Genomic DNA, 25,331 nt, shown 5'->3' with positions numbered 1-25,331 from the left:
GGACTTTCTTCGGGGTACGTAGCCAGCACTTCGGCAGAAAGTGCCAGCCTGAGGGCTATGCCTCGGTGAGCACCTTGTCGAGAAGAGTTTCCGCTTCGTCCTTGGTGCTCTTTTCGGCGAGCGCCACCTCACCGACGAGGATGTCGCGGGCCTTGGCGAGCATTCGCTTCTCACCCGCCGACAGGCCCCGCTCCCGCTCCCGGCGCCAGAGGTCGCGGACAACCTCGGCCACCTTGAGGGGATTACCGGAGGCCAGCTTCTCCAGATTTGCCTTGTAACGCCGCGACCAGTTGGTCGGCTCCTCGGTGTGCGGGGCACGCAGGACATCGAAGACCTTGCCCAGGCCCTCTTCGCCGACCACTTCGCGCACGCCCACGATCTCGGCATTCTCGGCGGGCACCCGGACCGTCAGATCACCCTGAGCGACCCTGAGGACGAGGTACTGCTTGGGCTCGCCCTTGATGACCCGAGTCTCGATCGCCTCGATGAGTGCGGCCCCGTGGTGGGGGTAAACAACGGTCTCGCCGACACTGAAAACCATAGGTTCGAAACCCCTTTCGCTGTGTCTAGGGTAACACGCTCAGGCACCGATGTCCCACCGCAGTCCTGACCGTTAGCGCAGCTCAGAGGCCCTGTGAGAGGTCTTTCTTCGGCTTGACAAGACAGTGATCCGTATATTTAGACACGCTCCGTGACACGCGGATCACCGGCCGACAAGGCGGATCGGAAAAATCGGATGTAGGGCGTTGCGGTCCTCCCAGCATATCTCTTCCGGACCCGACACCGCCGCCCACTGGCGATACGCCTGCCGGTGGGGGAGGCTGGAGCGGAGCCAGATTCACACCTCAGGTGAGCAGCCAGGGGGGTGCGCGATGAGCACGTCGGCGGACGGCGACGGACGGCCGGACAACGGCCCGTTCGACGGGGTGCCCGACCTGCCCGCCGACTGGGGCCGGATCGTCATCCCCGACGATCCCGCCGAACTCGCCGCCGAAGCCGCCGAACTCCGCCGCGAACTGCGGCTACGGGCCCGCCGCGACGGCTGGCGCAGGCGACTCGGCCTCCGCACCACCACCGCCGGCCCCGCCCCGCTGCGGCTCTCCGTGCTGATCCTCACCGTTGCCCTGCTGGCGGCCCTGACCAGCCTCTTCGCCATCACCTGGCCCAACCCGAACCGGCCGGTCGCCACCGCGCGGAGCACCCCCGGCAGCCCGAGCAGCCCGACGACCCCGGGTGCCCGGTCCGTACCCGCACTCGACCTGCTGGGCGAGGACGGCCAGCTCGTACCGCTGCGCGGACTTCTTCCCGCCGTGGTCGTACTGATCGACGACTGCACCTGCGACGAGCACCTGGACGCCGCCCTTCGGGCCGTACCGCCCGGAGTCGCGGTGCTGGCGGTCAGCACCCGCCGGACCGTACCCGGTGCCCGGACCATGCCGCCGCCCGGTGGCAGGCCACCCCGCTTCCTGACGGACCCCACCTCCGAGCTGCGGGCCGCGCTGCACCTGCCGCCGGCGAACGGCAGGCCCGCAGCCGTCCTCGCCAGCCGGTCCGGTCAGGTCCTCCGGACCGTGCCGGAACTCAGCTCCCCGGGCGACTACCAGGCCGACCTGCCGCGCCTGCTGACCGTCGGCTGAGCCGGTCAGTCCATCCGGCCCCGGGAGCAGGGCCTCAGGGCAGGGCCACCACCTGGAGGGCGATCTCCACGTGCCGGTGGTTGAGCCGCCGCGCGCCAATCGACATCTCGTCTCCCGAGGCGACGATCTGCACACTGCCGAACGGTCCCGGGCAACTCACCGACCTCGACCAGCTCCGCCTGGCCCCCTGGAGCACCCGGACGTGCAGCTCTCCGGGGCTGAGGCAGACGTACTGGAGCAGGTAACGGCCGCCCGGTCGGGTGTCGACCGACCAGGTGACGAAACGGCGCTGGTTCAGCGTCGCCGTCTCCCGCCAGACCGTGTCCGGAAAACGCGGCAGGCTCTGCCCGACCACGCTTCCGCTCCGCTCGCCGGCCAGATCCGCCCCGCCGACCCCGGGTGCCACCTGCGCCGCTCCGGCCCCGGACTGGCCCGGCCGCGGCGGCTTCGGAGCCGACCGGACCGACCACCAGCCACCGATCCCGACCAGCAGCACCGCCACCATCGTCAATGCCATCCTGCGCACCGGTCGCCTCCTCCCGCCGGTCCGGCGGAACTGTCCTAGGAGTCGCCACCCCGGTCGGTCCCGTGCACCGGCCGGGTGCCGTCCACCCGCGCCGCTCCGGGCTGCCGTTCCAGCAGTGCCGCGTAGAGGGTCAGCCCAGGTCCGAACGCGAGCATCACCACCGTACGGGGTGCGGAGGCTGCTCGCCGAAGTCGTTCCAGGATGAGCAGAGAAGTCGGCGACGAACAGTTGCCGTACTCGTCGAGTACCGCCCGGGACGCGGCCATCGCCTCCGGTGGCAGACCGAGTTCCGCCTCCACCACGTTCAGGATGCGCGGGCCGCCCGGGTGCACCGCCCAGCCGTCCACGTCGCCGATCCGCCGACCGTGCCGATCCAGCAGGTCGGTGACCAGGTCACGGACGTGTGCCGCCAGCACCTGCGGCACCTTCGGCGACAGTCCCATCCGGAAACCGGTGTCGGTCAACTCCCACGTCATGTGATCGGCCGTCGACGTGTCCGTGACGGCGGTGACCTCGCGGACGGCGTACCCGGGACGGCTGCCCGGGGCGACCACCACCGCGACGGCGGCGTCGGAGAAGAGCGCGTGCGAGATGATCTGCTGGGTGTCCATCCGGGCCGTCGACGGCTGGATGTGCAGGCTGGTCAGCTCGGCGCAGAGCAGCAGCGCCGGGCGGCCCCGGGCGGTGACGAAGTCGTTCGCGGCGGCCAGCCCCGGCAGTGCCGCGTAACAGCCCATGTGCCCGACGAACATCCGCTGGGTGTCCGGGGCCATCCCCATGTCCCGGGCCAGCAGGATGTCCAACCCTGGCGTGGCGTACCCCGTGCAGGAGCAGACGACGAAGAGCCCGATCTGCCCGGCCGAGAGCCCGGCGTCGGTGAGCGCCCGGCCGACCGCCTCCTTGCCCAGCGGCAGCGCCTCGATCTGATACCGGCGCATCCGGCGCTCGGTCGGCCAGTCCGAGACGTCCTCAAGCAGCGGGTTCACCGCCGCCTGCCGGTGCCGTACCCCGGAGTTGGCGAAGATCCGCTCGGCGAGCGCCCGGGTCGCCCCGGAGAAGTGCCCCGCGAAGAAACCCGCCCAGAGCTCCTGCTGACTGGCCGTGGGCGGCAGCGCCACGCCCACGCCGGCGATCACCCCGCGACTTTCCTGCCCGCTTCCGCTACCCATGCCGTCCTCCGATCGCGACACCGCGCACCCCTGCGCCTCCACGCGCCCACCGAGCCCAACCGCCGAGCGTGACCTCGGGACTCGCGCCGACCCGACGTGTCCGATCGCGACCCGGCCCGACCGGTGGCGGTCGGGCGGCCGGCTGACCCACCATCAGGTACCCAGTCACCGCGCTTCTCACCACCGTGGAGTCGCGGCGTCCCGGTCCGGGTCGCCGCCGAGCGCCGCGATGCCGAGCCAGTCCGCGCAGACGTCCGAGGTCGCCGGGTGCAGCGACCCGCACCTGGCATCCCGGTAGAGGCGTTCCAGCGGATGCCCGCGCCGGGTCGCGGAGGTGCCGGCCGCCTCCACCATCGAGGCCGCCACCTCGGCCGCGGTCGTCCCGGCCAGCAGCTTGGCCCGCCACACCCAGCGGTTCGTCTCGGCGTCCCCCGGGGCCTCGTCCACCCGGCGGGCCGCCTCGGTCACCGCGAGCTGAGCGGCGGCGGTGGCGGCGTCGGCCCGGCCCACCCGGGCGCGTACCGCCGGCAGGCCGTCCAGCCCCCGTACGGTCAGGTGCTCGACCGCGGCGTCGATCGCCGCCCGGGCCACCCCGACGTAGACGGCCGCGTAACTGGCCACCAACCAGTGCGGCATCAGCTGGGCGACCACCAGGGCCAGCCCCTCCACCCCGCCGAGCAGCCGGTCGGCCGGCACCGTCACGTCCAGGTGCAGGTCGTGCGAGGCGGTGGCCCGCATCCCGAGCGAGTCCCAGGTCGGCTCGACGTGCAGGCCCTCCGGCCCGGCCGGCACCAGGAACTGCGAGACCACCGACTGGTCGGTGACGCTGCGGGCGGCCACCAGATAGGCGTCGGCGTGCCCCGCACCGGAGCAGAAGGTCTTGGCCCCCTTGATGTGGTAGCCCCCGTCCACCGGCTCGTACGTGGTGGTCAGCTTCGACAGCCGGGAACCGGCGCCGCGCTCGCTCATCGCCACCGCGTACCAGGCACCGGCCGCCGCCTCGGCGAGCAGCCGGTCCCGCGCCGCCAGCGCCTCGGACGGTACGCCGAGCGCCTCGGCCAGTTCCTCGGTGAGCGCACCGAGCGCACCGGTGACCGAGGCGTGCATGTTGAAGACCAGCGCCGTGGCGCCGTTGCCCCGGGCCAGCTCGGTGGCGACCGCCGCGTACCCGGCGAAGCTGGCCCCCAGGCCGCCCAGTTTGGGTGGGACCATCAGTCCGAGCAGCCCGGCCGACCGCAGGTCGGCGAAGTCCTCGACCGGAAACGTGCCGTCCCGGTCGTGTTCGGCCGCCCGGGCGGCGAATCTCGGTGCCACCCGGCGTGCCGCTGCGAGCGCGTCCACCGTCATCCGTGTCCTTTCCCGCACCGGCCGGTCGGCCGGCGCTGCCGCCCGCCCTACCCCTGCCTGGTCCCCCACCCCTGGTAGAGAACCGCCGCCGACCAGGTCGGCACGATCCGTGGTGCGCCCGGAGCCCCGCCCAGCCCAGCCCTGGCCGTAGCCTCAGCCTGCCCAGTCCCAGTCCCGCCCGGGGCCGGGGCCGGGCGCCGGATCGCCCGGCGCAGCAGCCAGCGGGCCGTTCCCCAGGTCGCCGGCCGGATGCCCCGGATCTCCAGGGAGATCCCGTGCCGGGCACACTCGCTCACCAGCTCCCGCGCGTCGACGAAGAGCCGCGGGTCGTGGATCCCCCGGGGTACCCCGGGGAAGAGTTCGGCCACCCGTACCGCCAGCAGCCGACTCAGCGCGGTGGCGTTGAGAGTGTCCAGCACCAGCGTGCCGCCGGGCCGGAGCAACCGGGCCGCCTCGGCCACCACCCGCCGCCAGTCGGGTACGTGCTCCAGCACCTCACCGGCGGCCACCACGTCCGCGCAGCCGTCGGCCAAAGGCACCGCCCCGGCGTCCCCGTTCACCGGGGTCACCCCGTGCGCGGCTGCCTGGGCGAGCGCCGAGCGGACCAGGTCCACCCCGACGTGCCGGTAGCCCCGGCCAGCCACCCTGGGGGCGAGCAGCCCGGCGCCGCAGCCGAGGTCGACCAGGAGCGCACCGGGACGGCTGGCCGGCGGTACCAGGGCGGCCCGTGCCTCGGCCAGCCAGTGCAGCATCGCGAAGGCGCCGTCCGGCTGCCACCACTGGTCGGCGAGGTCGTCGTACTGCCGGGGGTCGTTGCGGGGCAGCCGCCCGGCCCGGCCGCCGGGCGCGGTGGCGCCGCCGTCCGGCCTGGTCCGCGCTGTCCGCATGCGGTCGAGCCTGGCACGACCGAGCGGTAACAACCAGACTTCCCATATGTCGCATGTGGTGTTAGGGCTGGTCCGGGCGAGCCACCCCGAGCCGGCGGTCGCGGTGACCGCCGTCTCTGCCCTGCTCGCCTGGGGCGTCGGCCACTCACCCGCCGGCATCGCCGCGGTGGCGCTCACCGTGCTGGCCAGCCAGCTCGCGATCGGCTGGCTCAACGACCGGCTCGACGCCGACCGGGACGCCGCGGTCGGCCGCCAGGACAAGCCGGTGGCCAGCGGCATGATCAGTCGACGGCTGGTCGGCACGGCCGGGGTACTCGCCGCCGTGCTCACCCCGCTGCCGGCGCTCACCCTCAACCTCGCCGCCGCCGGGGCGGTCACCCTCGCCCTGGTCTCGGCACTGCTCTACAACTGGCCACTGAAGTCCACCCCGCTCTCGGTGCTGCCGTACGCGGTCTCGTTCGGGACGCTGCCGGCGGTGGTCGTACTCGGGCTGCCCGGCGCACCGGCACCGCCGGTCTGGATCGTCGCGGCCGGTGCGCTGCTCGGCGCCGGGGCGCACTTCGCGAACGTGCTGCCGGACCTGGCCGACGACGCCCGGACCGGGGTGCGCGGCCTGCCGCACCGGCTCGGCCCGGCCGGCTCCCGGCTGGCCGCCGCCGGGCTGCTGCTCGCGGCCACCGCGACGCTTGTGGCCGGGCCGCCCGGCCCGCCGTCCTGGGCCGGACTGGCGGCGGTCGCGGTCGCCGCCGTGGTCCCGGCGGTCGGCTGGTACGCCAGCCGGGCCGCCGCCGCCCGGGGCGACCGTCCGGTGGCCGTCTTCCGGGCCGTCATGCTCGTCGCGCTCATCGATGTGGTGCTGCTGGTGAGCAGCGGGCGGGTGGTCTGACCCGCCCCGGTCACCGGCCGGTACCGCCCGCCCCGGCCGGGGCGGGATACCGGGTCGGCGTACGAGAGCCGATCACCGCCCACTACCCTGGAGCCCGTTGGGCCCGGGTACGGCCACCGTCCCCGTTCGCCCCGACCCGCCGATCGCGACGGCGACCGGGATCGCACGAAGGAGGACCAGGTGACGCGCTCGATCAGGGGAGCTCGGCGAGCCGCTGCGGTGCTGGCCGGTACGGCGACCGCCGCCACCCTGCTGCTCTCCGGCTGCGGCGCGGGCCAGATCGCCGAGACCGCCGCCAAGATCCCCACCAGCGTCGGCACCAACGCCCAGTCGGCGGACAACCTCTTCAAGGTCCGCAACCTGTCGATCGACTACCTGAACCCCCAGGGCTACCCGGCCGGCGCCGACGCGCCGATGAACGTCGCCCTCTTCAACGACTCCGACAAGGCCGTCACGGTGCGGGTCAGCACCACTGGTGCCCGTGCGGTGGTACTCGCCGGCGGCTCGGCCGGCACCGGCTCGCCGGAGGCGACCGCGACCCCGGGCGGCCCGTCGCCAGAGGCGACCGCGACTCCGGGCGGCACGCCGACGGCGACCCCGACCGAGGGGGCCACCCCGGCGCCGACGGCGTCCCCGACGCAGCCGGGCGAGGTCCAGCTGCCGGCCGCCGGGTTCGTGATCCTGAACAAGACCGCCGGCAACTGGCTCCAGCTCTCCGGGCTGACCGAGCCGCTGACGCCGGGCGGCAACATCGAGATGGTCTTCGACTTCGGCGGTACCCAGGTGTCGGTGTGGGCGCCGGTCGCGGTACCGGCGAGCCCGGCCCCGGTCGGCAGCCCGGTCGTCGGCGAGGGCACTGAACACGAGTAGTCGGCGCCCGGTACGGGCTCGGCTGGCGGCGGGGTCCCGACGTTCCGTCGTACGGATTGGTTAGCGTGCTCGGGTGACCACCAGTCGAGCCACGTCCCGCCCCGCCACCGGGCGCGGTCGCGCCGCGAGCCGCGACCCCCGGCCCGCCTACGAGTGCGACGCCTGCGGTCACCAGCCACCCAAGTGGGTCGGCCGGTGTCCGGAGTGCGGCGAGTGGGGCGCGGTCGTCGAGTCGACCCTCACCGGCCCCACCGTCTCCGGCCGGGTGGTGAGTTCCCGGGCGCCTGCCGAGCCGGCCCGGCCGATCGCCACCATCAGCGCCGCGCCGGCCCGGGCACGTCCGACCGGCGTGCCGGAGCTGGACCGGGTGCTCGGCGGCGGCCTGGTCCCCGGTGCGGTGGTGCTGCTCGCCGGCGAGCCCGGGGTCGGCAAGTCGACGCTGCTGCTCGACGTGGCCCAGCAGTGGGCGGCCGGTGCCGGCAGCCCGTCCCTGGTGGTCAGCGGCGAGGAGTCGGTGAGCCAGGTGCGGCTGCGCGCCGAGCGGATGGGCACCCTGCACGACCAGCTCTACCTGGCCGCCGAGAACGACCTCTCCGCCGTCCTCGGCCACCTCGACGCGGTCAAGCCGGGCCTGCTGGTGCTCGACTCGGTGCAGACCGTCTCCACCCCCGGCACCGAGGGGGTGCCGGGCGGGGTCACCCAGGTCCGGGCGGTCACCGCCGCCCTGGTCGCGGTCGCCAAGGAGCGGGGCATCGCGACGGTACTCGTCGGGCACGTCACCAAGGACGGCCAGGTCGCCGGCCCCCGGGTGCTGGAGCACCTGGTCGACGTGGTGCTGCACTTCGAGGGCGACAAGCACTCGTCGCTGCGGATGGTGCGCGGCGTGAAGAACCGCTTCGGCACCGCCGACGAGGTCGGCTGCTTCGAGATGCACGAGGGTGGGATCAGCAGCCTCGCCGACCCGTCCGGGCTGTTCCTGACCCGCTCCGCCGACCCGGTCCCCGGCACCTGCGTGACGGTGGCGATGGAGGGCCGGCGGGCGCTGGTCACCGAGGTGCAGGCGCTGATCGGCGCCACGGTGGCCGGGTCGCCCCGGCGGACCGTCTCCGGGCTGGACAGCGCCCGGCTGGCGATGGTGCTGGCGGTGCTGCAACGCCGCACGGAGCGGCTGACCCTGCACGACCGGGAGGTCTTCGCCGCCACCGTCGGCGGGATCCGGGTGGTCGAGCCGGCCGCCGACCTCGCCGTCGCCCTGGCGGTCGCCTCCGGTGGGCTCAACCTGGCCATCGCGCCGAATCTGGTGGCGATCGGTGAGGTGGGGCTGACCGGTGAGGTGCGGCGGGTCGCGGCCGTGCCCCGGCGGCTGGCCGAGGCGGCCCGGCTCGGCTTCAAGTACGCCCTGGTGCCGGCCGGCTGCGGGCCGAGCGCCAGCGGGGTGACCCCGGAGAACATGCGGGTGATGGAAGTCACCGACGTACGATCGGCGCTGCAGTCGGTGGCGCGGGTGTCGGCTGAGTAACCATACGGTCACGTCGTGATGCCGTTGGCCGGGGCGTGGCATGCTTACGGCCGTCGCCACCTGCGCACCGGACCGGACCGTTACGCCGGCAAGGCTTGCCAAGCAGCTACAAACTGGACACTACGCCGGGCCCCAGACGGTACCGACGGCGCACCGATGGGAGGAAGCAGGCACAGTGGCACGTCACAGTAACCGCGACAGCACCGAATGCAGGGCGGTCCGTAGAATGTCCGAGTGCCGATCGACCGCGACGCGAACCGTACCGCCAGTGCGGCCTCTCCTGTCCGCACCAGCGCCGGCACCTCGACCCGCCCCCTCGGGGTCGGCATGACCATGAACGGGACGGGGCCGACCGGCGACCCGTTGCGGGCCAACCTGGCGCTGATGGCGCCGGGCACGGCGTTGCGGGACGGGCTGGAGCGGATCCTGCGCGGCCGCACCGGTGCCCTGATCGTGCTCGGCTACGACCGGGTCGTCGAGACGCTCTGCACCGGCGGCTTCCCACTCGACGTCGAGTTCTCCGCGACCCGGGTCCGCGAACTGTGCAAGATGGACGGCGCCGTCGTGCTCTCCAGCGACGGCACCCGGATCGTCCGGGCCGCCGTGCACCTGATGCCCGACCCGTCGATCCCGACCGAGGAGTCCGGCACCCGGCACCGCACCGCCGAGCGGGTCGCCCGGCAGACCGGCTTCCCGGTGATCTCGGTCAGCCAATCGATGCGGATCATCAGCCTCTACGTCAACGGCCAGCGGCACGTGCTCGACGACTCGGCCGCGATCCTCTCCCGGGCCAACCAGGCACTGGCCACCCTGGAGCGTTACAAGCTCCGCCTCGACGAGGTCTCCGGCACCCTCTCCGCGCTGGAGATCGAGGATCTGGTCACCGTACGGGACGCGGTCGCCGTGGTGCAGCGGCTGGAGATGGTACGCCGGATCGCCGACGAGATCGCCGGTTACGTGGTCGAACTGGGCACCGACGGACGACTGCTCGCCCTCCAGCTCGACGAGCTGATGGCCGGGGTGGACGCCGACCGGACCCTGGTGATCCGCGACTACCTGCCGACCGGGCGCAAGGCCCGTACCCTCGACGAGGCCCTCGTCGAGCTGGACCTGCTCACCGCCACCGAGCTGATCGACCTGGTGGCGGTCGCCAAGGCGATCGGCTACCCGGGTGCCTCGGATGCGCTGGACGCGGCGGTCAGCCCGCGCGGGTTCCGGCTGCTCGCCAAGGTGCCCCGGCTGCCCGGGCTGGTGGTCGACCGGCTCGTCGGGCACTTCGGCAGCCTGCAACGGCTGCTCGGGGCCACCGTCGAGGACCTGCAGGCGGTCGACGGGGTCGGTGACGCCCGCGCCCGGGGCGTACGGGAAGGGCTCTCCCGGCTCGCCGAGGCGTCCATTCTGGAGCGTTACGTCTGACAGCACGGTGCCGCCACGTCTGACGGGGCGGCACGGCGGTCAGCCGGTGATGGTTATCCGGACCGGGTCGCTGTGCTTGTTGCCAAGCCGGCCGAAGAGTTCGTAGCTGCCGGCGGCCGGATAGGGTCCCGCGGCGAGCTGGTTGGCGCACTTGGAACTCTCCCGCCCGTTCCAGGAGATCGTGTACGCGTTCTCGTGGTTGGGCGGGAACGGCCGGATGTCGTTGGAGCGCACCTTGCTGCACGAGTCCGACGACCAGACCTTGCGGGCGCCGGACTTGATGTACAGCTCCTGGAGGTCGGCGCCGACGTCCCGGTTGCAGGTACGGTCGGAGACGTTTTTGATCTTGAGCCGTAGCTCGATCGGCTCGCCCCGCTGTGCCGAGGTCTGCGACGGCACCGGCGTCACCGAGATCTCCTGGTCGGCGCACTCGTTGGGGACCGGCGGCGGTGCCGGCGGCACCTGGCCGCCCGCCGGCTCGACGGAGGTCTCCTCCTCGTCCGCCGGAGGGGCCTCGGTCGGCTCGCCGCCCGAGCCACCCGGCTCCGAGCCACTCGGCTCCGGGGCACCCGACTCGGGAGCACCGGACTCCGGTGGGCCGGACGCCGACGGGTCGATGTGCGGGGTGAGCGTCGGAGACGGCCCGGGGCCGGCGGTCTTGTCCTTACCGGAGTCGCCCGCCGTGTTGACGCAGGAATAGAGGATCACGACCAGGAAGAGCAGCAGGGCGCCGAGCACGACGGCTCGACGCCGCCAATACACGGCGGGCGGAAGAGGGCCAACCGTCAGACGCATAATGGTTTCACCGTATCGGCCCGGGTGGCCCTGATCCCCGCGACGCGCCGGAGGCCCGGCACGCCGTATCGGCGCCGCCTCTCACAGATAGACCTTCCGCTGGTAGACGGCGTGCGCGCCGGCCACCCGGTCCAGAAAAAGCCGGCCCGCGCAGTGGTCGATCTCGTGCTGCAACGCCCGCGCCTCGAAGCCGTCGGTGACCAGCCGGACCGCCGCTCCGGTGCCGGGCAGCACGCCCCGCACCACCACCCGGCTGGCCCGCTTCACGTCGCCGGTGAGGTCGGGAACCGACATGCAGCCCTCCCGCCCCGGCCGCCAGCGGCTCGCCTCGACGACCTCCGCGTTGCAGAGCACGAAGGTGCCGTGCGTGGTGACGGTCTTCGGATGCCCGGTCACGTCCACCGCGAAGACCCGGGCGCCGACCCCGATCTGCGGTGCGGCCAGCCCGACACAGCCGGGCGAGACCCGCATGGTGGCCACCAGATCGGCGGCGAGGCGGACCACCTCGTCGTCGCAGGGGTCGACCGTGGCACCCTCCCGGCTCAACACCCCGGCCGGGGCGGTCACCACCGGGCGTACCGCGCCCGGGTCGCCGAGCAGCTCGGGTGTCCAGTCACCCAGACCGCACTCCTCGACCATCCCGGAACCGTCCTTCGCCGTCACAGCAGGTCCGAATCGGCTCGGCGCAGGGCGACCTCCACGTCCAGCCCGGTGGCCACCTCGGCCAGCCGGGCGGCGACATCCTCGGCCGCCTCCGGCCGCAGCTCCACCTCGGCGAGGAGGACGTAGAGCGGGCCGGTCAGCCGGGTGGTCAGGTCGGTGACGTTACCGCCGGCCTCGGCGAGCACCCGGGTCAGCGCGGCCACGATGCCGAGCCGGTCGGCGCCGTGCACCGCCATCAGGTACGGCTCGCCGAACGGCGTACTCGACGCCTCGGCGCCGACCTGGCGGACCGTCGCCACCAGTGGACCGTCCGCGACGACCGGAGCCAGCGCCGCCTCCGCCTCGGCACCGGACGGGCCGACGCAGATCAACGTCATCGCGAAGTGCCCGCGCAACCGGGTCATGGTCGAGTCGGTCAGATTGGCCCCGACCTGGGCGAGCGCCTCCGTCACGTCGGCCACGATGCCGGGCCGGTCCGGACCGATGACGGTGATCGCGAGCTCGTTCATCCAGGCAGTCTGCCCGATGCGGTCGGCTCCGCGCGGCCCGACCCGGCGCCCGGCCCACGCTCCGGGACGGCCGGCCACCCCGGTGCCGCCGACCGCCTCCGGGTGGCACACGTGACAGGATCGACGGCGCCATGTCGACATCAGAACTCGCCGCCGACGCCATCCGGTGGTACGACGAGAACGCCCGCGACCTGCCGTGGCGGGAGCCCGGCATCGGGGCGTGGCCGATCCTGGTCAGCGAGGTAATGCTGCAACAGACCCCGGTGGTACGGGTACTCCCCGCCTGGCGGGCCTGGCTCGCCCGGTGGCCCCGTCCGGCGGATCTGGCCGCCGACACCCCGGCCGAGGCGATCCGGATGTGGGGGCGGCTCGGCTACCCCCGCCGGGCGCTTCGGCTGCACGAATGCGCGGTGGCCGTACTGGCCCGGCACGGCGGGGAGGTGCCGACCGGGCTGGACGAGTTGCTGGCCCTGCCCGGCATCGGTGACTACACGGCTCGGGCGGTGGCGACGTTCGCGTACGGGCAGCGGCATCCGGTGGTGGACACGAACGTACGGAGGCTGGTGGCCCGGGCCGTAGCCGGGGAACCGGACGCGGGGCCGGCGACCCGTCCCGCCGACCTGGTCGCCACCGAGGCGCTGCTGCCGGCGGTACCGGAGCGGGCCGCCCGGGCCAGCGCCGCGTTCATGGAGCTGGGTGCGCTGATCTGCACCGCCCGGTCGCCCCGGTGCGTCGACTGTCCACTGGCCGCCCGCTGCGCCTGGCGGGCCTCGGGGCGGGTCGCGCCGGCCGGCCCCACCCGCCGCCCCCAGCGGTACGCCGGCACCGACCGGCAGGTCCGGGGAAAGCTGCTGGCCGTACTCCGGGAGGCGACCGGGCCGGTGCCCCGGGCCCGGCTGGATCTGGTCTGGGCCGACGACCTGCAACGGTCCCGGGCACTCGCCGGGCTGATCGAGGACGGCCTGGTCGAGATGCTCGACGACACCTGTGTGCTGGCCGGTGAGGGCGGCAGCGAGCCCTGAAGACGGGTCCGGCCCGGTGGCGACTGCCACCGGGCCGGACCGTTACTCGCTGTCTGAGCTGCCGCTCGCCTACTCGTCCGCGCCGGCCGTGGCTGTGTTGCCGAGGTCGGCCGGCACCGCGTCGGGCACCGGGACCGGCTTGTCCGCGCCACGGAAGACCAGCTTGGACTTGTCGATGTTGTCCGGGTCGCCCTCGCAGTCGACGACCACGATCTGGCCCGGGGTCAGCTCGTTGAACAGGATCCGCTCCGACAGGTTGTCCTCGATGTCGCGCTGGATCGTCCGCCGCAGCGGCCGGGCGCCCAGCACCGGGTCGAAGCCCTTCTTCGCCAGGTACTTCTTGGCGTTGTCGGTCAGCTCGAGGCCCATGTCCTTGTTGCGGAGCTGGGTCTCGATCCGCTGGATCATGATGTCCACGATCGAGAGGATCTCGGTCTGGTTGAGCTGGTGGAACACGATCGTGTCGTCGATCCGGTTGAGGAACTCCGGCCGGAAGTGCTGCTTCAGCTCGTCGTTGACCTTCTGCTTCATCCGCTCGTAGTTCGAGTCGGAGTCCTCGGAGGCCTGGAAGCCCATCGAGACCGCCTTGGCCACGTCCCTGGTGCCCAGGTTGGTGGTCAGGATGATGACCGTGTTCTTGAAGTCCACGATCCGGCCCTGGCCGTCGGTAAGCCGCCCGTCCTCCAGGATCTGGAGCAGGGTGTTGAAGACGTCCGGGTGGGCCTTCTCGATCTCGTCGAAGAGGACCACCGAGAACGGCCGCCGCCGCACCTTCTCGGTCAGCTGGCCACCCTCGTCGTAGCCGACGTACCCGGGAGGGGCACCGACCAGCCGCGACACGGTGTAACGGTCGTGGAACTCGGACATGTCGAGCTGGATCAGCGCGTCCTCGCTGCCGAAGAGGAACTCGGCGAGCGCCTTGGAGAGCTCGGTCTTACCCACACCGGACGGGCCGGCGAAGATGAACGAGCCGGACGGCCGCTTCGGGTCCTTCAGGCCGGCCCGGGTACGCCGGATCGCCTTCGAGACCGCGCGGACCGCGTCCTCCTGGCCGACGACCCGCTTGTGCAGCTCGTCCTCCATACGCAGCAGCCGGGAGGTCTCCTCCTCGGTCAGCTTGTAGACCGGGATGCCGGTCCAGTTCGCCAGGACCTCGGCGATCTGCTCGTCGTCGACCTCACTGACGACGTCGAGGTCGCCCGCCTTCCACTCCTTCTCCCGCTGCGCCTTCTGGCCCAGCAGCTGCTTCTCCTTGTCCCGTAGCTGCGCGGCCCGCTCGAAGTCCTGCGCGTCGATCGCGGACTCCTTGTCGCGGCGCACCTGGGCGATCCGCTCGTCGAAGTCGCGCAGGTCCGGCGGCGCGGTCATCCGGCGGATCCGCATCCGGGCACCGGCCTCGTCGATCAGGTCGATCGCCTTGTCCGGCAGGAAGCGGTCGGAGATGTACCGGTCGGCGAGCGTCGCCGCCGCGACCAGCGCGGCGTCGGTGATGCTCACCCGGTGGTGCGCCTCGTAGCGGTCCCGCAGGCCCTTGAGGATCTCGATGGTGTGCGTCAGCGACGGCTCGCCCACCTGGATCGGCTGGAACCGCCGCTCCAGGGCGGCGTCCTTCTCCAGGTGCTTGCGGTATTCGTCGAGGGTGGTCGCGCCGATGGTCTGCAGCTCGCCACGGGCCAGCATCGGCTTGAGGATGCTCGCCGCGTCGATCGCGCCCTCGGCGGCACCCGCACCCACCAGGGTGTGGATCTCGTCGATGAACAGGATGATGTCGCCGCGGGTGCGGATCTCCTTGAGCACCTTCTTGAGGCGCTCCTCGAAGTCACCGCGGTAGCGCGAACCGGCGACCAGGGCACCCAGGTCAAGCGTGTAGAGCTGCTTGTCCTTGAGCGTCTCCGGCACCTCGCCCTTGATGATCCGCTGGGACAGCCCCTCCACCACGGCGGTCTTACCGACACCGGGCTCGCCGATCAGGACCGGGTTGTTCTTGGTACGGCGGGAGAGCACCTGCATCACCCGCTCGATCTCCTTCTCCCGCCCGATGACCGGGTCGAGCTTGCCCTCCCGGGCAGCCTGGGTCAGGTTGCGGCCGAACTGGTCCAGCACCAGGCTGGTCGACGGCGCGGCCTCACCCGGCGCGGTACCGGCGGCTGCCGGCTCCTTGCCCTGGTAGCCGGAGAGGAGCTGGATGACCTGCTGGCGGACCCGGTTGAGGTCGGCGCCGAGCTTCACCAGCACCTGGGCGGCGACACCCTCGCCCTCGCGGATCAGGCCGAGCAGGATGTGCTCCGTACCGATGTAGTTGTGGCCGAGCTGCAACGCCTCGCGCAGCGACAGCTCCAGCACCTTCTTGGCCCGCGGCGTGAACGGGATGTGCCCGCTCGGCGCCTGCTGACCCTGGCCGATGATCTCCTCGACCTGCTGGCGGACGCCCTCCAGCGAGATCCCCAGGCTCTCCAGGGCCTTCGCCGCGACGCCTTCACCCTCGTGGATGAGACCTAACAGGATGTGTTCCGTACCGATGTAGTTGTGGTTGAGCATCCGGGCCTCTTCTTGAGCCAGGACGACAACCCGCCGCGCTCGGTCGGTGAACCGCTCGAACATGCCCTCGTGCTCCTCACGTGCCGTGCGCACTCGATCTTGATGGCCAAGCATCGTGGCGGGGCCACCACCCGGACGCCCGAGGCGGACATCCGTGCTTCCTTACTCTATCGCCGCGAGCCGACTCTCCTGAGGTCGTGTGTTCCCGGAATGAGCCACGTACCCGACGTTTTTCCCAACCGCCCACGCTCAGCGATGCTTCCCGGACCGTCCGCTGTACGCGCAGAGCGAAATTTCCAGCCCCCGCCCGGGCGACGCGGCCCCGCGTCATCCACAGGCTGTGGACAACTTCGTCCACTGGATGTGGACAACGCCTGGGCCGTCAGGATGTTCCCTGGTCGGCTTGATCGTTCCCCGACGGCGCGGCCGACCGCGCGGAACCCGCCGGAGGGTGGCGTCCCGGAGCCCGGGGAGCGACCGGGGTCACCGACCGGTCGACAGAAACGGACACTCGCGTCAATCTTCTCATACGACCTAAAAATGAACGGGGTGGGTGGACGAAGCCGTCCACCCACCCCGCACGCGGGTCGGAAACCGACGCCTAGCGGCCCGCTTTGGCGTGGTACTCGTCCACGATCTCCTGCGGGATACGCCCACGGTCGGAGATGTCCTTGCCTTCCTTCTTGGCCCAGGCCCGGATCGCCTTGTTCTGCTCGCGGTCGGCGGTGGCGCCACCCCGCCCCCGCGCGGCACGACCACCGACCACCACGCCGCCCCGGCCCACCTTCGAGCCGGCCGCGACGTACGGGGCGAATAGGTCCCGCAATTTGCCGGCGTTCTTGTTCGACAGGTCGATCTCGTACTGCACGCCGTCGAGCGAGAACTTGACCGTCTCGTCCGCGTCTCCGCCGTCCAGGTCATCGACCAGCTTGTGAATGATCTGCTTGGCCACGTGTCGCTATCCTTTCGAGCAGGTTCGCCGCAAACAAGAGCACAATAGCCCGTTAGATGCTTGCTCCGTCAATAGGATGGCGAAACTACGGGAGGAGCCGCGTGGCGGCAACTACTCCGGGCGGACCATCGGGAAGAGGATGGTTTCCCGAATTCCGAGGCCCGTGAGGGCCATCAGCAGCCGGTCGATTCCCATTCCCATGCCCCCCAGCGGCGGCATTCCGTACTCCATGGCCCGCAGGAAGTCCTCGTCGAGCCGCATCGCCTCGTCGTCGCCCGAGGCGGAGCGCTGTGCCTGGGCCACCAACCGCTCTCGCTGCACCACCGGGTCGACCAGCTCCGTGTAGCCGGTGGCCAGCTCGAAACCGAGCACGTAGAGGTCCCATTTCGCGGTGAGCCCCGGCACCTCGGGATGCGCCCGCACCAGTGGGCTGGTCTCTTCCGGGTAGTCCCGCACGAAGGTGGGTTGGCGCAGGGTGGGTACGACCAGTTCCTCGAAAAGCTCCTCGGCCAGCTTGCCCGGCCCCCACTTGGAGTCGACCGCGAGACCGACCTTTTCCGCGTACCCGAGCAGGTCTGCCATGCCGGTGCGTACCGTCACCTCCTCGCCGAGCGCCTCGGAAAGGGTGCCGTAGAGCGTCACCGAACGCCACTGCCCGCCGAGATCGAACTCGGTGCCGTCGGCATGGGTCACCACATGCGACCCGGTCGCGGCAAGCGCCGCCGCCTGCACCAGGTCCCGGGTGAGGGTCGCCATAGTGTCATAGTCACCGTACGCTTCGTACGCCTCCAGCATGGCGAACTCGGGCGAGTGCGAGGAGTCGACCCCCTCATTACGGAAGTTACGGTTGATCTCGAAGACCCGGTCGATGCCGCCGACCGCCGCCCGCTTGAGAAAAAGCTCGGGGGCGATTCGCAGATACAGATCCGTGTCTAACGCATTGCTGTGCGTCACGAATGGCCTGGCCGTGGCCCCGCCGGGCAGCGGTTGCAGCATGGGGGTTTCCACTTCGATGAAACTCCGGGCATGCAGCGAATCGCGCAGACTACGCAGCGTCGCCGCCCTCGTGCGTACCATCTCGCGAGCGCGGGGACGCACGATCAGATCGACATAACGCTGCCGGACCCGGGCCTCCTCGCTAAGCGGCTTGTGCGCCACCGGCAGCGGGCGCAGCGCCTTCGCGGTCACCGCCCACGAATCGGCAAGCACGGAAAGCTCCCCGCGCCGGCTGGTAATCACCTCACCGGTCACCCCGACGTGGTCGCCGAGGTCCACCAGTCGCTTCCACGCGTCGAGCCGCTCCTGACCCACCCGGTCGAGCGAGAACATTGCCTGGAGTTCGGTGCCGTCGCCGTCGCGCAGTGTGGCGAAACAGAGCTTGCCGGTGTTACGAATGAAGATCACCCGGCCGGTGACGGCGGCGACGTCCCCGCTCGCTGTATCGGTCGGGAGATCGGCGTAACGGGCCCGGATCTCGGCGAGAGTCGCGGTACGCGGATATCCCACCGGGTACGGCGCAACGCCCTCGGCGAGCATGCGGTCCCGCTTCTCCCGGCGGACCCGCATCTGCTCGGGAAGGTCGTCCACGGGATCGGCGGGGTTCGGGATCTGCTGGCTCACGGCATGCTTCCTCGGGAATTCGTGTCGGCGGAGTTCGGCCCAAAGCGTACTCAAGTGCGTTGGCGCCAGGGCACTGGATAACCTCCAGGCATGGTTGATCAATCCCACGCCCTCTCTTTCGGCGCCGCGGCGGACAGCTACGACCGGTACCGGCCGAGCTATCCGGAGCCGGCGGTCGGTTGGGCGGTCGGCCGTCCCGCCCCGGCCGAGGTTCTCGACCTCGGCGCCGGCACCGGCATCCTCAGCCGGGTACTGCTGCGGCTGGGCTACCGGGTGACGCCTGTCGAGCCGGACCCCGGAATGCGGGCCAGGCTCGACACCGCCACCCCGGGGACGGTCGCCCGGGCCGGCTCGGCCGAGCGGGTGCCGATGCCGGACGGCTCGGTGGACGCGATCGTCGCCGGGCAGGCGTACCACTGGTTCGACCGTCCGGTGGCACACGCCGAGGGGGCCCGACTGCTCCGCCCCGGCGGGACGTACGCGGCGATCTTCAACCACCGGGACGAGTCGGTGCCCTGGGTCGCCGAGCTGACCGCGATCACCGTCGACCTGCTCGGCGGACGCGGTGCCCTGGACGAAGAACGCGGCATCGACGGCTTCGGCCCGGACTTCGGGCCGGTCGAGCGGAACGAGTTCCGGCACGGCATGACGGTCACCCCGGAGACCCTGGTCGGGATGATCGGCACCCGGTCGCACTACCTGACCGCCAGCCAGCAGCAGCAGCGGGAGGTGGAGGCCGCCATCCTGGAGCTGACCGCCAGCCACCCGGACCTGGCCGGACGGGAGAGCTTCGAGCTGCCGTACCGGACGGTGGTCTTCCGGGCCAGCCGACGCTGAGCCCGCCGGGCCCCGCCGGGGCTGAGCGGGCGGGCCGGTCAGCGGTTGCGGTCGTAGACCATCCGCAGCCCGATCAGCGTGATCATCGGCTCGTGGTGGGTGATCGTCCGGCACTCGCCGATCACCAGCGACGCCAGCCCGCCGGTGGCGATCACCGCCCGCACCTCACCCAGCTCACCGACCATCCGCTCGACGATCCGGTCCACCTGCCCGGCGAAGCCGAAGTACATCCCGGCCTGGAGGCACTCGACGGTGTTCTTGCCGATCACCGAGCGGGGCACCGCCGGCTCGACCTTGCGCAACTGGGCTGCCCGGGCGGCCAGCGCGTCGAAGGAGATCTCGATTCCGGGCGCGAACGCCCCGCCGAGGAACTCCCCCCGGCCACTGATCACGTCGAAGTTCGTGGTGGTGCCGAAGTCGACCACTATCGACGGCCCGCCGTAGAGGGTGTACGCCGCGAGCGTGTTCACCACCCGGTCGGCGCCGACCTCCTTCGGGTTGTCGATCGCCAGCTGCACCCCGGTCTTCACCCCCGGCTCGACGATCAGGCTGGGCAGGTCGGCGTAGTAGCGGGCCAGCATCGTACGCAGCGAGCGCAGCGCCGCCGGCACCGTCGAGCAGGCGGCCACCCCGGTGACCTCGACCGCGTCACCGGCCAACAGGCCGCGCAGCTTCAGGCCCAGCTCGTCGGCGGTGGACCGGGCATCGGTCTTGATCCGCCAGGAGTGCACCAGCTTCTCGCCCTCGAAGGTCGCCAGCACGGTGTTGGTGTTGCCGATGTCGATACAGAGCAGCATGTCGTCAGTCCCGAACCCCGAGTCGTGGCGCGTCCCGCCGCTACGCGGCGCGCGAGCGGAGGTCCAGTGCGATGTCCAAGATAGGTGAGGAGTGGGTCAGCGCCCCAACCGACAGGTAGTCGACGCCGGTCGCCGCGTACTCGGCGGCGGTGGCCAGGGTCAGCCCGCCGGTCGCCTCCAGCTCGGCCCGGTCGCCGACCGCCGACACCACCTCGGCCAGCAGTGCCGGGGACATGTTGTCGCAGAGCAGAAAGTCGGCACCCGCCTCCACCGCCTCCAGCGCCTCGGCCACCGTGGTCACCTCGACCTGGATCGGCACCGCCGGGAACGCCTCCCGGACCCGCCGGTACGCCGGACCGATGCCGCCGGCCGCCAGCTTGTGGTTGTCCTTGATCATCGCCACGTCGTACAGCCCGAGTCGCTTGTTGGCGCCGCCGCCGGCGCGTACCGCGTACTTCTCCAGCGCGCGGAGCCCGGGAGTGGTCTTCCGGGTGTCCAGCACTGTCGCCTTGCTGCCGCCCACCGCCGCCACCCAGGCCCGGGTGTGTGTCGCCACCCCGGACATCCGGCAGAGCAGGTTCAGCGCGGTCCGCTCGGCGGTGAGCAGTCCCCGGGTCGGCCCGGTCACCGTGGCCAGCACGTCCCCCTCGGCGACCTCGGCACCGTCGGTGGCCACCGGCAGCACCCGTACGCCCGCCCCGCCGGCCAGTTCGAAGACGGTCGCCGCCACGGCCAGCCCGGCCAGCACCCCGTCCGCCCGGGCCACCACGTCGGCGGTGTCGACCTGGTCGTCCAGAACGGTCGCCACACTTGTCACGTCCAGCCGCTCCGGCCCCAGGTCCTCGTCCAGCGCCGCCCGGGCGATCCGGGCCACCTCCGCCGGGTCGAGTCCGGCGGCCCGTAGTGCCCGCGCGGTCGGTTCCGTAATCGTGGTCGGTTCCGTCAGCACAGTGCCTCCCAGCTCCGTCGCAGGTGGCCCATCGGACCGATCGACCCGATGAGGTGCCCGCGCCAATCGTCGCGTGATTCCGAGTAATCCTCGCGCCAATGGCAACCCCGGGTCTCCTGCCGGGCGTACGCCGCGCCGACCAGTGCCGCGGCCACCGTCAGCAGGTTGGTCGCCTCCCAGCTCGCGGTGCACGGCGCGCCCCGGGTCGCGCCGAGGGTGACCAGCTCGGCGGCGGTCGCCCGGAGCGAGTCGGCGGAACGGAGCACCCCGGCACCCCGGGTCATCGCCCGGGCCAGGTTCTCCCGTACCGCCGGGTCGACCGTCGCGCCGCCACCGCCACGCCACGCCCCGACCGGCGCCGGCTCGGCCTGGGCCGGCAGGTCCCGGGCGATGTCCTGCGCGATCCGGCGGGCGAAGACCAGCCCTTCCAACAGCGAGTTGCTGGCCAACCGGTTGGCGCCGTGCACGCCGGTGCAGGCCACCTCGCCGCAGGCGTACAGGCCCGGGACGGAGGTACGGCCGTGCAGGTCGGTGCGTACCCCGCCGGAGGCGTAGTGCGCGGCCGGTGCGACCGGGATCGGCTGCTCGGCCGGATCGATCCCGGCCGCGAGGCAGGACGCGACGATGGTCGGGAACCGCCGGGCCAGGAACTCCGCCCCGAGGTGCCGGGCGTCCAGGAAGACGTGGTCGGCGCCGGTGGCCAGGAGTACCCGGTGGATGCCCTTGGCCACCACGTCCCGGGGTGCGAGTTCGGCAAGCTCGTGCTGGCCGACCATGAAGCGCTTGCCGTCCGCGTCGACCAGATATGCGCCCTCGCCGCGCAGCGCCTCGGAGACCAGCGGCTGCTGGGCGGCCCGGGCCGGGACGCCGTCCCCGCCGGGAGCGACCGGCGCCATCAGCGCGGTCGGATGGAACTGGACGAACTCCAGGTCGGTCACGGCGGCACTGGCCCGCATCGCCAGGGCGACGCCGTCGCCGGTGGAGACCGCCGGATTGGTGGTGGCGGCGAAGATCTGCCCCATCCCGCCGGTGGCCAGCACCACCGCCCGGGCCAGGATCGCACCGACCCCGTCCTCGCTACCCTCGCCGAGCACGTGCAGGGTGACCCCGCAGGCCCGCCCGGGGCCGGCCGAACTGTCGCCCGGTGCCCGGAGCAGGTCGAGGACGAGAGCGTGCTCGACCAGCCGGATCCAGGGGTCGCGGCCGACCGCCGCGTGCAGCGCCCGCTGCACCTCGGCCCCGGTCGCGTCGCCACCGGCGTGCACGATCCGGTCGGCCCGGTGCCCGCCCTCCCGGGTCAGCATCAGCGAGCCGTCCGGGTTGCGGTCGAACTCGGCCCCGACCCGGATCAGCTCCCTCAGCCGGGTCGGCCCCTCCTCCACCAGCACCCGGACCGCCGCCGGGTCGCAGAGCCCGACCCCGGCCAGCTCGGTGTCCGAGGCGTGCGCGGCCGGGGTGTCCAGCGGATCGAGTACGGCTGCGATGCCGCCCTGCGCCCAGCGGGTGGAGCCGTCGTCGATGTTGACCTTCGTCACCACTGTCACGTGCAGTCCCGCCTCGCGCAGGTGCAGTGCGGCGGTGAGCCCGGCGATGCCGGACCCGATCACGACCACGTCTGTCGTCTCCACCCAGCCGGGTGCCGGCGCGGCCAGCAGCCGGGGTACCACCGGCAGGTCGACGATCGGAAACTGCATCACTCCAGTCAACCGGGTACGGGTGGGTCGGGGCGCCCCGGGGGCGGGAGAAGTGGCCTACGACGCTCTTCGAAGCGGACGGCGGGCGGCTCTGCGAAGCGGACGGCGGGCGGTGCGTACCGGATCGATCGGGATCATCCGGTACGGATCGGCAACCCCGCCGCGCCGGCGCCCTTGAGCGAGCGGGTGAACTTCCCGTCGGAGACCCACAGATAGCACCGGACCCCACGGTTGCCCGACGTCCACTCGTCCCGCCCGCCGGGCAGCGTCACCACGCCGGTACGGAACCGGATCGTGCTCTGCGACACCCCGGCGAACCGGGCGGCGACGGTGTAGCAGCCGTCGTAGAAGGGCTGCCAGTCCCGGTCCGCGGTCGGATATCTCAGCGTCGCCGGTGCCCGCCACACCCCGGCGAACTCGGTGTTGTGCCGGGCCGAGCACTCCACCGGAGGCATCCGGTCGATGGTCCGGGTCCGGGTCAGGGTGGTGGCGTAGCAGCCCAGCCGCAGCGGCCCGGCCTCGCGCAGCGCGCCCTTCAGGCTCGCCGTCCGGCTCACCGTGTCGCCGTTCTCCTCGACGTTGGACACTTCGGTCAGGTCACAGCGGAACCACCGGGCCCCGGCCGCCCACCCCCTCGGCGAGGGCACCGCCACGCCGAGCCAGAGCCGGCCGGTACGCCAGTCCGCGCCGAGGAATCCGCGCGCCTGGCTGTCGCATTCGGCGTACGCGCCGGTGAACCCGGCCGAGCCCGGTGCCGGCGGCTTCTCCGCCTCGCCCGCCGCCCCGGCGAAGGTGCCGACGTGCACGGTCTCCAGCCGGTGGTTCTCGGTGCAGTCCACCGGGGAGTACGACGACAGGTAGACCGCCTCGGCGAAGTCCGCCGCGTGACAGGTCTCGGCCGCCGGGGTGAAGACCACCGGCTCGCCGACCGGAGCCCAGTCGTTGGTGAGGTCGCCGTCGGTGCCGTCCGGAGGCGCACAGCCGGCGACGCCGAGCAGCACCGCCCCGGCCAGCGCCAGGGCGCTCGTCCAACGGCGCATCGCGTCCTCCCCAGGGCGACCAACGGTCCGGATGGCTGCACCCTACGTTAACCGCCGGGGTCACCCGGAGGGGAAGATCATCTTTGCGCGCGTCGCAACGGAGCTCTGCGCGCGTCGCAACGCTCCCGGATCAGGCGGTGGCGACCAGGTCACCCCGCACCGGGTCGCCGACCATTCCCGGTACGGCGTCCGCCGGGTCGGCGCCCAGTTCGATGATCCGGTTCGCCGCGTCGACGTGCACGATCCGGGGCTGGTACGTCCGCGCCTCCGCGTCGTCCATCTGACCGTACGAGATCAGGATCACCAGGTCACCGGGGTGTACGAGGTGCGCGGCGGCACCGTTGATGCCGATCACGCCACTGCCGCGCTCACCGGGGATCACGTACGTCTCCAGCCGCGCCCCGTTCGTCACGTCCACGATCGCCACCTGCTCGCCGGGGAGCAAATCGGCGGCGTCCAGCAGGTCGGCGTCGACGGTCACCGAACCGACGTAGTGCAGGTCCGCCTGGGTCACCGTGGCCCGGTGGATCTTCGACTTGAGCATCGTGCGGAACATCGGGTACGTCCTCCGTGGTCCAGGGGTGTCTCGGGCGGTCGTCGTCGGGCGGTCGGCCTCAGCCACGGCCTCAGCCACGGCCTCAGCCACCCGAAGCGGCATCGGAAGCCGGAGCGGGATCGGGATCGGGAGCGGGCACCGGATCGGAAGCGGGAGCCGGAGCCAGTTCGATCGGCATGTTGTCGATCAGCCGGGTGGAGCCGACCCAGGCAGCCACCAGCACCCGGGCCGGTCCGGTGACCGGTGCCGGGCCCAGGTCCGGGGCGGTCAGCACCAGATAGTCCAGCCTCGCGCCGGTCGTACCCTCGCCGAAAGCGCGGTAGGCGGCGGCGAGCGCACCGTCGGCACCCCGCCCGGCCCCGGCGGCGTCGCTGCCGGCCCGCAGCGCTGCCGAGAGCCGCAGCGCGGAGTTCCGTTCCGCCGCCGACAGGTAGCGGTTGCGGCTGGACAGCGCCAGCCCGTCCGGCTCGCGCACGGTCGGCACGCCGACGATCTCGACGTCCAGCTCCAGGTCCCGGACCATCCGGCGGACCAGGGTGAGCTGCTGGTAGTCCTTCTCCCCGAAGAACGCGACGTCCGGCCGAAGCAGGTTGAGCAGCTTCGCCACCACGGTCAGCACCCCGGTGAAGAAGCCGGGGCGGCTGGCGCCCTCCAACTCCTCGCCGAGGCTGCCCGGGTCGACCCTGACCATCGGCTCGCCGTCCGGATACAGCTCCTCCCGGGACGGGGCGAAGACGTACCGGACCCCGGCCGCCCGGCAGACCGCCAGGTCGGCGTCGAAGGTCCGGGGGTACCTGTCGAAGTCCTCGTTCGGACCGAACTGGAGCGGGTTCACGAAGATCGTCGCCAGTACCGTGTCAGCCCGTTCCCGGGCCGCCCGCAGCAGCGCCTCGTGCCCGGAGTGCAGCGCACCCATGGTCATCACCACCGCCAGCTTTCCGGGCAGCGGCGCCAGGGTGGCCGCCAGCTCCGCCCGGGTACGCAACACCGTGGTCATCTCGACTCCCCACTTGCCCTCACGTGCCGCTCTGCCCGCCACCCGGTCGTCGTCACGCGGCGGCGACCTTGCGATCCCGGTCGGCCGGAGCCGTCCGATCCCCAT

At 72.1% G+C, this 25,331-nt stretch carries 23 protein-coding genes and 1 pseudogene; 7 read left to right on the top strand and 17 right to left on the bottom strand.

Translation table 11 applies throughout. The features are described from left to right. Positions 1–55: 55 nt before the first annotated feature. Positions 56–541, bottom strand: coding sequence for a CarD family transcriptional regulator (locus CLT71_RS24620; RefSeq protein WP_007073334.1), 486 nt, complete (start codon positions 539–541; stop codon positions 56–58). A 331-nt stretch (positions 542–872) separates the two neighbouring features. Between CLT71_RS24620 and CLT71_RS24615 the strand changes: the two genes are divergently transcribed. Then, a complete protein-coding gene (locus CLT71_RS24615) occupies positions 873–1,637 on the top strand; it encodes a hypothetical protein (protein ID WP_101369192.1) in 765 nt (254 codons plus the stop codon). 34 nt (positions 1,638–1,671) lie between these two features. Here CLT71_RS24615 and CLT71_RS24610 read toward each other — a convergent pair whose 3' ends face one another. The 4 genes from CLT71_RS24610 to CLT71_RS24595 form a co-directional block, all read right to left on the bottom strand. Continuing rightward, positions 1,672–2,163 carry a hypothetical protein gene (locus CLT71_RS24610; RefSeq protein WP_143743591.1) on the bottom strand — a complete coding sequence of 164 codons (492 nt, stop codon included), beginning with the start codon at positions 2,161–2,163 and terminating at the stop codon, positions 1,672–1,674. Between the two features lie 35 nt (positions 2,164–2,198). Continuing rightward, positions 2,199–3,332: a type III polyketide synthase gene (locus CLT71_RS24605; protein WP_101369190.1), complete on the bottom strand. Its 1,134-nt coding sequence runs from the start codon at positions 3,330–3,332 to the stop codon at positions 2,199–2,201. Between the two features lie 177 nt (positions 3,333–3,509). Further along, positions 3,510–4,679, bottom strand: coding sequence for an acyl-CoA dehydrogenase family protein (locus CLT71_RS24600; RefSeq protein WP_101369189.1), 1,170 nt, complete (start codon positions 4,677–4,679; stop codon positions 3,510–3,512). A gap of 47 nt (positions 4,680–4,726) precedes the next feature. Then, on the bottom strand, positions 4,727–5,566 hold the full coding sequence (locus tag CLT71_RS24595; RefSeq protein ID WP_101369188.1) for a methyltransferase domain-containing protein: 840 nt from the start codon (positions 5,564–5,566) through the stop codon (positions 4,727–4,729). On the opposite strand from CLT71_RS24595, the gene CLT71_RS24590 reads away from it, so the two are divergent. From CLT71_RS24590 to disA, 4 genes are all read left to right on the top strand, one after another. After that, on the top strand, positions 5,565–6,452 hold the full coding sequence (locus CLT71_RS24590; protein ID WP_486483427.1) for a UbiA family prenyltransferase: 888 nt from the start codon (positions 5,565–5,567) through the stop codon (positions 6,450–6,452). The two genes, CLT71_RS24595 and CLT71_RS24590, sit on opposite strands and share 2 nt — an antisense overlap. Before the next feature lie 180 nt (positions 6,453–6,632). Continuing rightward, complete coding sequence (locus CLT71_RS37135) at positions 6,633–7,322, top strand: hypothetical protein (protein ID WP_158242298.1); 690 nt, start codon at positions 6,633–6,635, stop codon at positions 7,320–7,322. 73 nt (positions 7,323–7,395) lie between these two features. Further along, positions 7,396–8,841 carry a DNA repair protein RadA gene (gene radA / locus CLT71_RS24575; RefSeq protein ID WP_101369185.1) on the top strand — a complete coding sequence of 482 codons (1,446 nt, stop codon included), beginning with the start codon at positions 7,396–7,398 and terminating at the stop codon, positions 8,839–8,841. Positions 8,842–9,075: 234 nt separating this feature from the next. After that, the gene (gene disA, locus CLT71_RS24570; RefSeq protein ID WP_101369184.1) at positions 9,076–10,257 is read left to right on the top strand and encodes a DNA integrity scanning diadenylate cyclase DisA; all 1,182 of its coding nucleotides are present in this window, start codon (positions 9,076–9,078) and stop codon (positions 10,255–10,257) included. A gap of 39 nt (positions 10,258–10,296) precedes the next feature. Here disA and CLT71_RS24565 read toward each other — a convergent pair whose 3' ends face one another. From CLT71_RS24565 to CLT71_RS24555, 3 genes are all read right to left on the bottom strand, one after another. Next, the gene (locus CLT71_RS24565) at positions 10,297–11,052 is read right to left on the bottom strand and encodes a hypothetical protein (protein WP_101369183.1); all 756 of its coding nucleotides are present in this window, start codon (positions 11,050–11,052) and stop codon (positions 10,297–10,299) included. An 81-nt stretch (positions 11,053–11,133) separates the two neighbouring features. Continuing rightward, positions 11,134–11,691: a peptide deformylase gene (locus CLT71_RS24560; protein ID WP_101371747.1), complete on the bottom strand. Its 558-nt coding sequence runs from the start codon at positions 11,689–11,691 to the stop codon at positions 11,134–11,136. Positions 11,692–11,711: 20 nt separating this feature from the next. After that, the gene (locus tag CLT71_RS24555) at positions 11,712–12,224 is read right to left on the bottom strand and encodes an ACT domain-containing protein (RefSeq protein WP_101371746.1); all 513 of its coding nucleotides are present in this window, start codon (positions 12,222–12,224) and stop codon (positions 11,712–11,714) included. A 131-nt stretch (positions 12,225–12,355) separates the two neighbouring features. Between CLT71_RS24555 and CLT71_RS24550 the strand changes: the two genes are divergently transcribed. Continuing rightward, on the top strand, positions 12,356–13,246 hold the full coding sequence (locus tag CLT71_RS24550) for an HhH-GPD family protein (RefSeq protein WP_101369182.1): 891 nt from the start codon (positions 12,356–12,358) through the stop codon (positions 13,244–13,246). Positions 13,247–13,315: 69 nt separating this feature from the next. Here CLT71_RS24550 and CLT71_RS24545 read toward each other — a convergent pair whose 3' ends face one another. The 3 genes from CLT71_RS24545 to lysS all read right to left on the bottom strand — a co-directional run bounded on the left by CLT71_RS24545 (position 13,316) and on the right by lysS (position 18,302). Beyond that, complete coding sequence (locus CLT71_RS24545; protein WP_101369181.1) at positions 13,316–15,847, bottom strand: ATP-dependent Clp protease ATP-binding subunit; 2,532 nt, start codon at positions 15,845–15,847, stop codon at positions 13,316–13,318. A gap of 538 nt (positions 15,848–16,385) precedes the next feature. Continuing rightward, positions 16,386–16,736 (bottom strand): histone-like nucleoid-structuring protein Lsr2, encoded by a 351-nt coding sequence (locus CLT71_RS24540; protein WP_101369180.1) that lies wholly within the window; start codon positions 16,734–16,736, stop codon positions 16,386–16,388. A 111-nt stretch (positions 16,737–16,847) separates the two neighbouring features. Beyond that, positions 16,848–18,302: a lysine--tRNA ligase gene (gene lysS, locus CLT71_RS24535; RefSeq protein ID WP_486483725.1), complete on the bottom strand. Its 1,455-nt coding sequence runs from the start codon at positions 18,300–18,302 to the stop codon at positions 16,848–16,850. A 144-nt stretch (positions 18,303–18,446) separates the two neighbouring features. Here lysS and CLT71_RS24530 point away from each other — a divergent pair, with 144 nt between their 5' ends. Next, the gene (locus CLT71_RS24530; RefSeq protein ID WP_101369178.1) at positions 18,447–19,193 is read left to right on the top strand and encodes a class I SAM-dependent methyltransferase; all 747 of its coding nucleotides are present in this window, start codon (positions 18,447–18,449) and stop codon (positions 19,191–19,193) included. 38 nt (positions 19,194–19,231) lie between these two features. Here CLT71_RS24530 and CLT71_RS24525 read toward each other — a convergent pair whose 3' ends face one another. From CLT71_RS24525 to panC, 6 genes and pseudogenes are all read right to left on the bottom strand, one after another. Continuing rightward, positions 19,232–19,990: a type III pantothenate kinase gene (locus tag CLT71_RS24525; protein WP_101369177.1), complete on the bottom strand. Its 759-nt coding sequence runs from the start codon at positions 19,988–19,990 to the stop codon at positions 19,232–19,234. A 40-nt stretch (positions 19,991–20,030) separates the two neighbouring features. Further along, positions 20,031–20,918, bottom strand: coding sequence for a carboxylating nicotinate-nucleotide diphosphorylase (gene nadC, locus CLT71_RS24520; RefSeq protein WP_101371745.1), 888 nt, complete (start codon positions 20,916–20,918; stop codon positions 20,031–20,033). Positions 20,919–20,932: 14 nt separating this feature from the next. Further along, positions 20,933–22,633: an L-aspartate oxidase gene (locus CLT71_RS24515; RefSeq protein ID WP_101369176.1), complete on the bottom strand. Its 1,701-nt coding sequence runs from the start codon at positions 22,631–22,633 to the stop codon at positions 20,933–20,935. Between the two features lie 134 nt (positions 22,634–22,767). Further along, the gene (locus CLT71_RS24510; RefSeq protein WP_101369175.1) at positions 22,768–23,673 is read right to left on the bottom strand and encodes a septum formation family protein; all 906 of its coding nucleotides are present in this window, start codon (positions 23,671–23,673) and stop codon (positions 22,768–22,770) included. 130 nt (positions 23,674–23,803) lie between these two features. Beyond that, positions 23,804–24,229: an aspartate 1-decarboxylase gene (gene panD, locus CLT71_RS24505; RefSeq protein WP_101369174.1), complete on the bottom strand. Its 426-nt coding sequence runs from the start codon at positions 24,227–24,229 to the stop codon at positions 23,804–23,806. Between the two features lie 157 nt (positions 24,230–24,386). After that, a pseudogene (gene panC / locus CLT71_RS24500) lies at positions 24,387–25,226 on the bottom strand (pantoate--beta-alanine ligase); the annotation flags it as partial. Positions 25,227–25,331: the final 105 nt, after the last annotated feature.

The organism is Plantactinospora sp. CNZ320, assembly GCF_002846275.1.
The sequence above is the reverse complement of the archived record's forward strand: the minus strand, read 5'-3'. Positions and strand labels throughout refer to the sequence as shown.

Coding starts and splice junctions, on each gene's coding strand:
- CLT71_RS24605 (WP_101369190.1), bottom strand. CDS start 3,332: ATGGGTAGCGGAAGCGGGCAGGAAAGTCGCGGGGTGATCGCCGGCGTG.
- CLT71_RS24545 (WP_101369181.1), bottom strand. CDS start 15,847: ATGTTCGAGCGGTTCACCGACCGAGCGCGGCGGGTTGTCGTCCTGGCT.
- lysS (WP_486483725.1), bottom strand. CDS start 18,302: ATGCGGGTCCGCCGGGAGAAGCGGGACCGCATGCTCGCCGAGGGCGTT.
- CLT71_RS24615 (WP_101369192.1), top strand. CDS start 873: ATGAGCACGTCGGCGGACGGCGACGGACGGCCGGACAACGGCCCGTTC.
- CLT71_RS24530 (WP_101369178.1), top strand. CDS start 18,447: ATGGTTGATCAATCCCACGCCCTCTCTTTCGGCGCCGCGGCGGACAGC.
- CLT71_RS24550 (WP_101369182.1), top strand. CDS start 12,356: ATGTCGACATCAGAACTCGCCGCCGACGCCATCCGGTGGTACGACGAG.
- CLT71_RS24515 (WP_101369176.1), bottom strand. CDS start 22,633: ATGCAGTTTCCGATCGTCGACCTGCCGGTGGTACCCCGGCTGCTGGCC.
- CLT71_RS24510 (WP_101369175.1), bottom strand. CDS start 23,673: ATGCGCCGTTGGACGAGCGCCCTGGCGCTGGCCGGGGCGGTGCTGCTC.
- CLT71_RS24600 (WP_101369189.1), bottom strand. CDS start 4,679: ATGACGGTGGACGCGCTCGCAGCGGCACGCCGGGTGGCACCGAGATTC.
- CLT71_RS24560 (WP_101371747.1), bottom strand. CDS start 11,691: ATGGTCGAGGAGTGCGGTCTGGGTGACTGGACACCCGAGCTGCTCGGC.
- CLT71_RS24555 (WP_101371746.1), bottom strand. CDS start 12,224: ATGAACGAGCTCGCGATCACCGTCATCGGTCCGGACCGGCCCGGCATC.
- panD (WP_101369174.1), bottom strand. CDS start 24,229: ATGTTCCGCACGATGCTCAAGTCGAAGATCCACCGGGCCACGGTGACC.
- CLT71_RS24525 (WP_101369177.1), bottom strand. CDS start 19,990: ATGCTGCTCTGTATCGACATCGGCAACACCAACACCGTGCTGGCGACC.
- CLT71_RS24620 (WP_007073334.1), bottom strand. CDS start 541: ATGGTTTTCAGTGTCGGCGAGACCGTTGTTTACCCCCACCACGGGGCC.
- CLT71_RS24595 (WP_101369188.1), bottom strand. CDS start 5,566: ATGCGGACAGCGCGGACCAGGCCGGACGGCGGCGCCACCGCGCCCGGC.
- CLT71_RS24565 (WP_101369183.1), bottom strand. CDS start 11,052: ATGCGTCTGACGGTTGGCCCTCTTCCGCCCGCCGTGTATTGGCGGCGT.
- CLT71_RS24590 (WP_486483427.1), top strand. CDS start 5,565: ATGCGGTCGAGCCTGGCACGACCGAGCGGTAACAACCAGACTTCCCAT.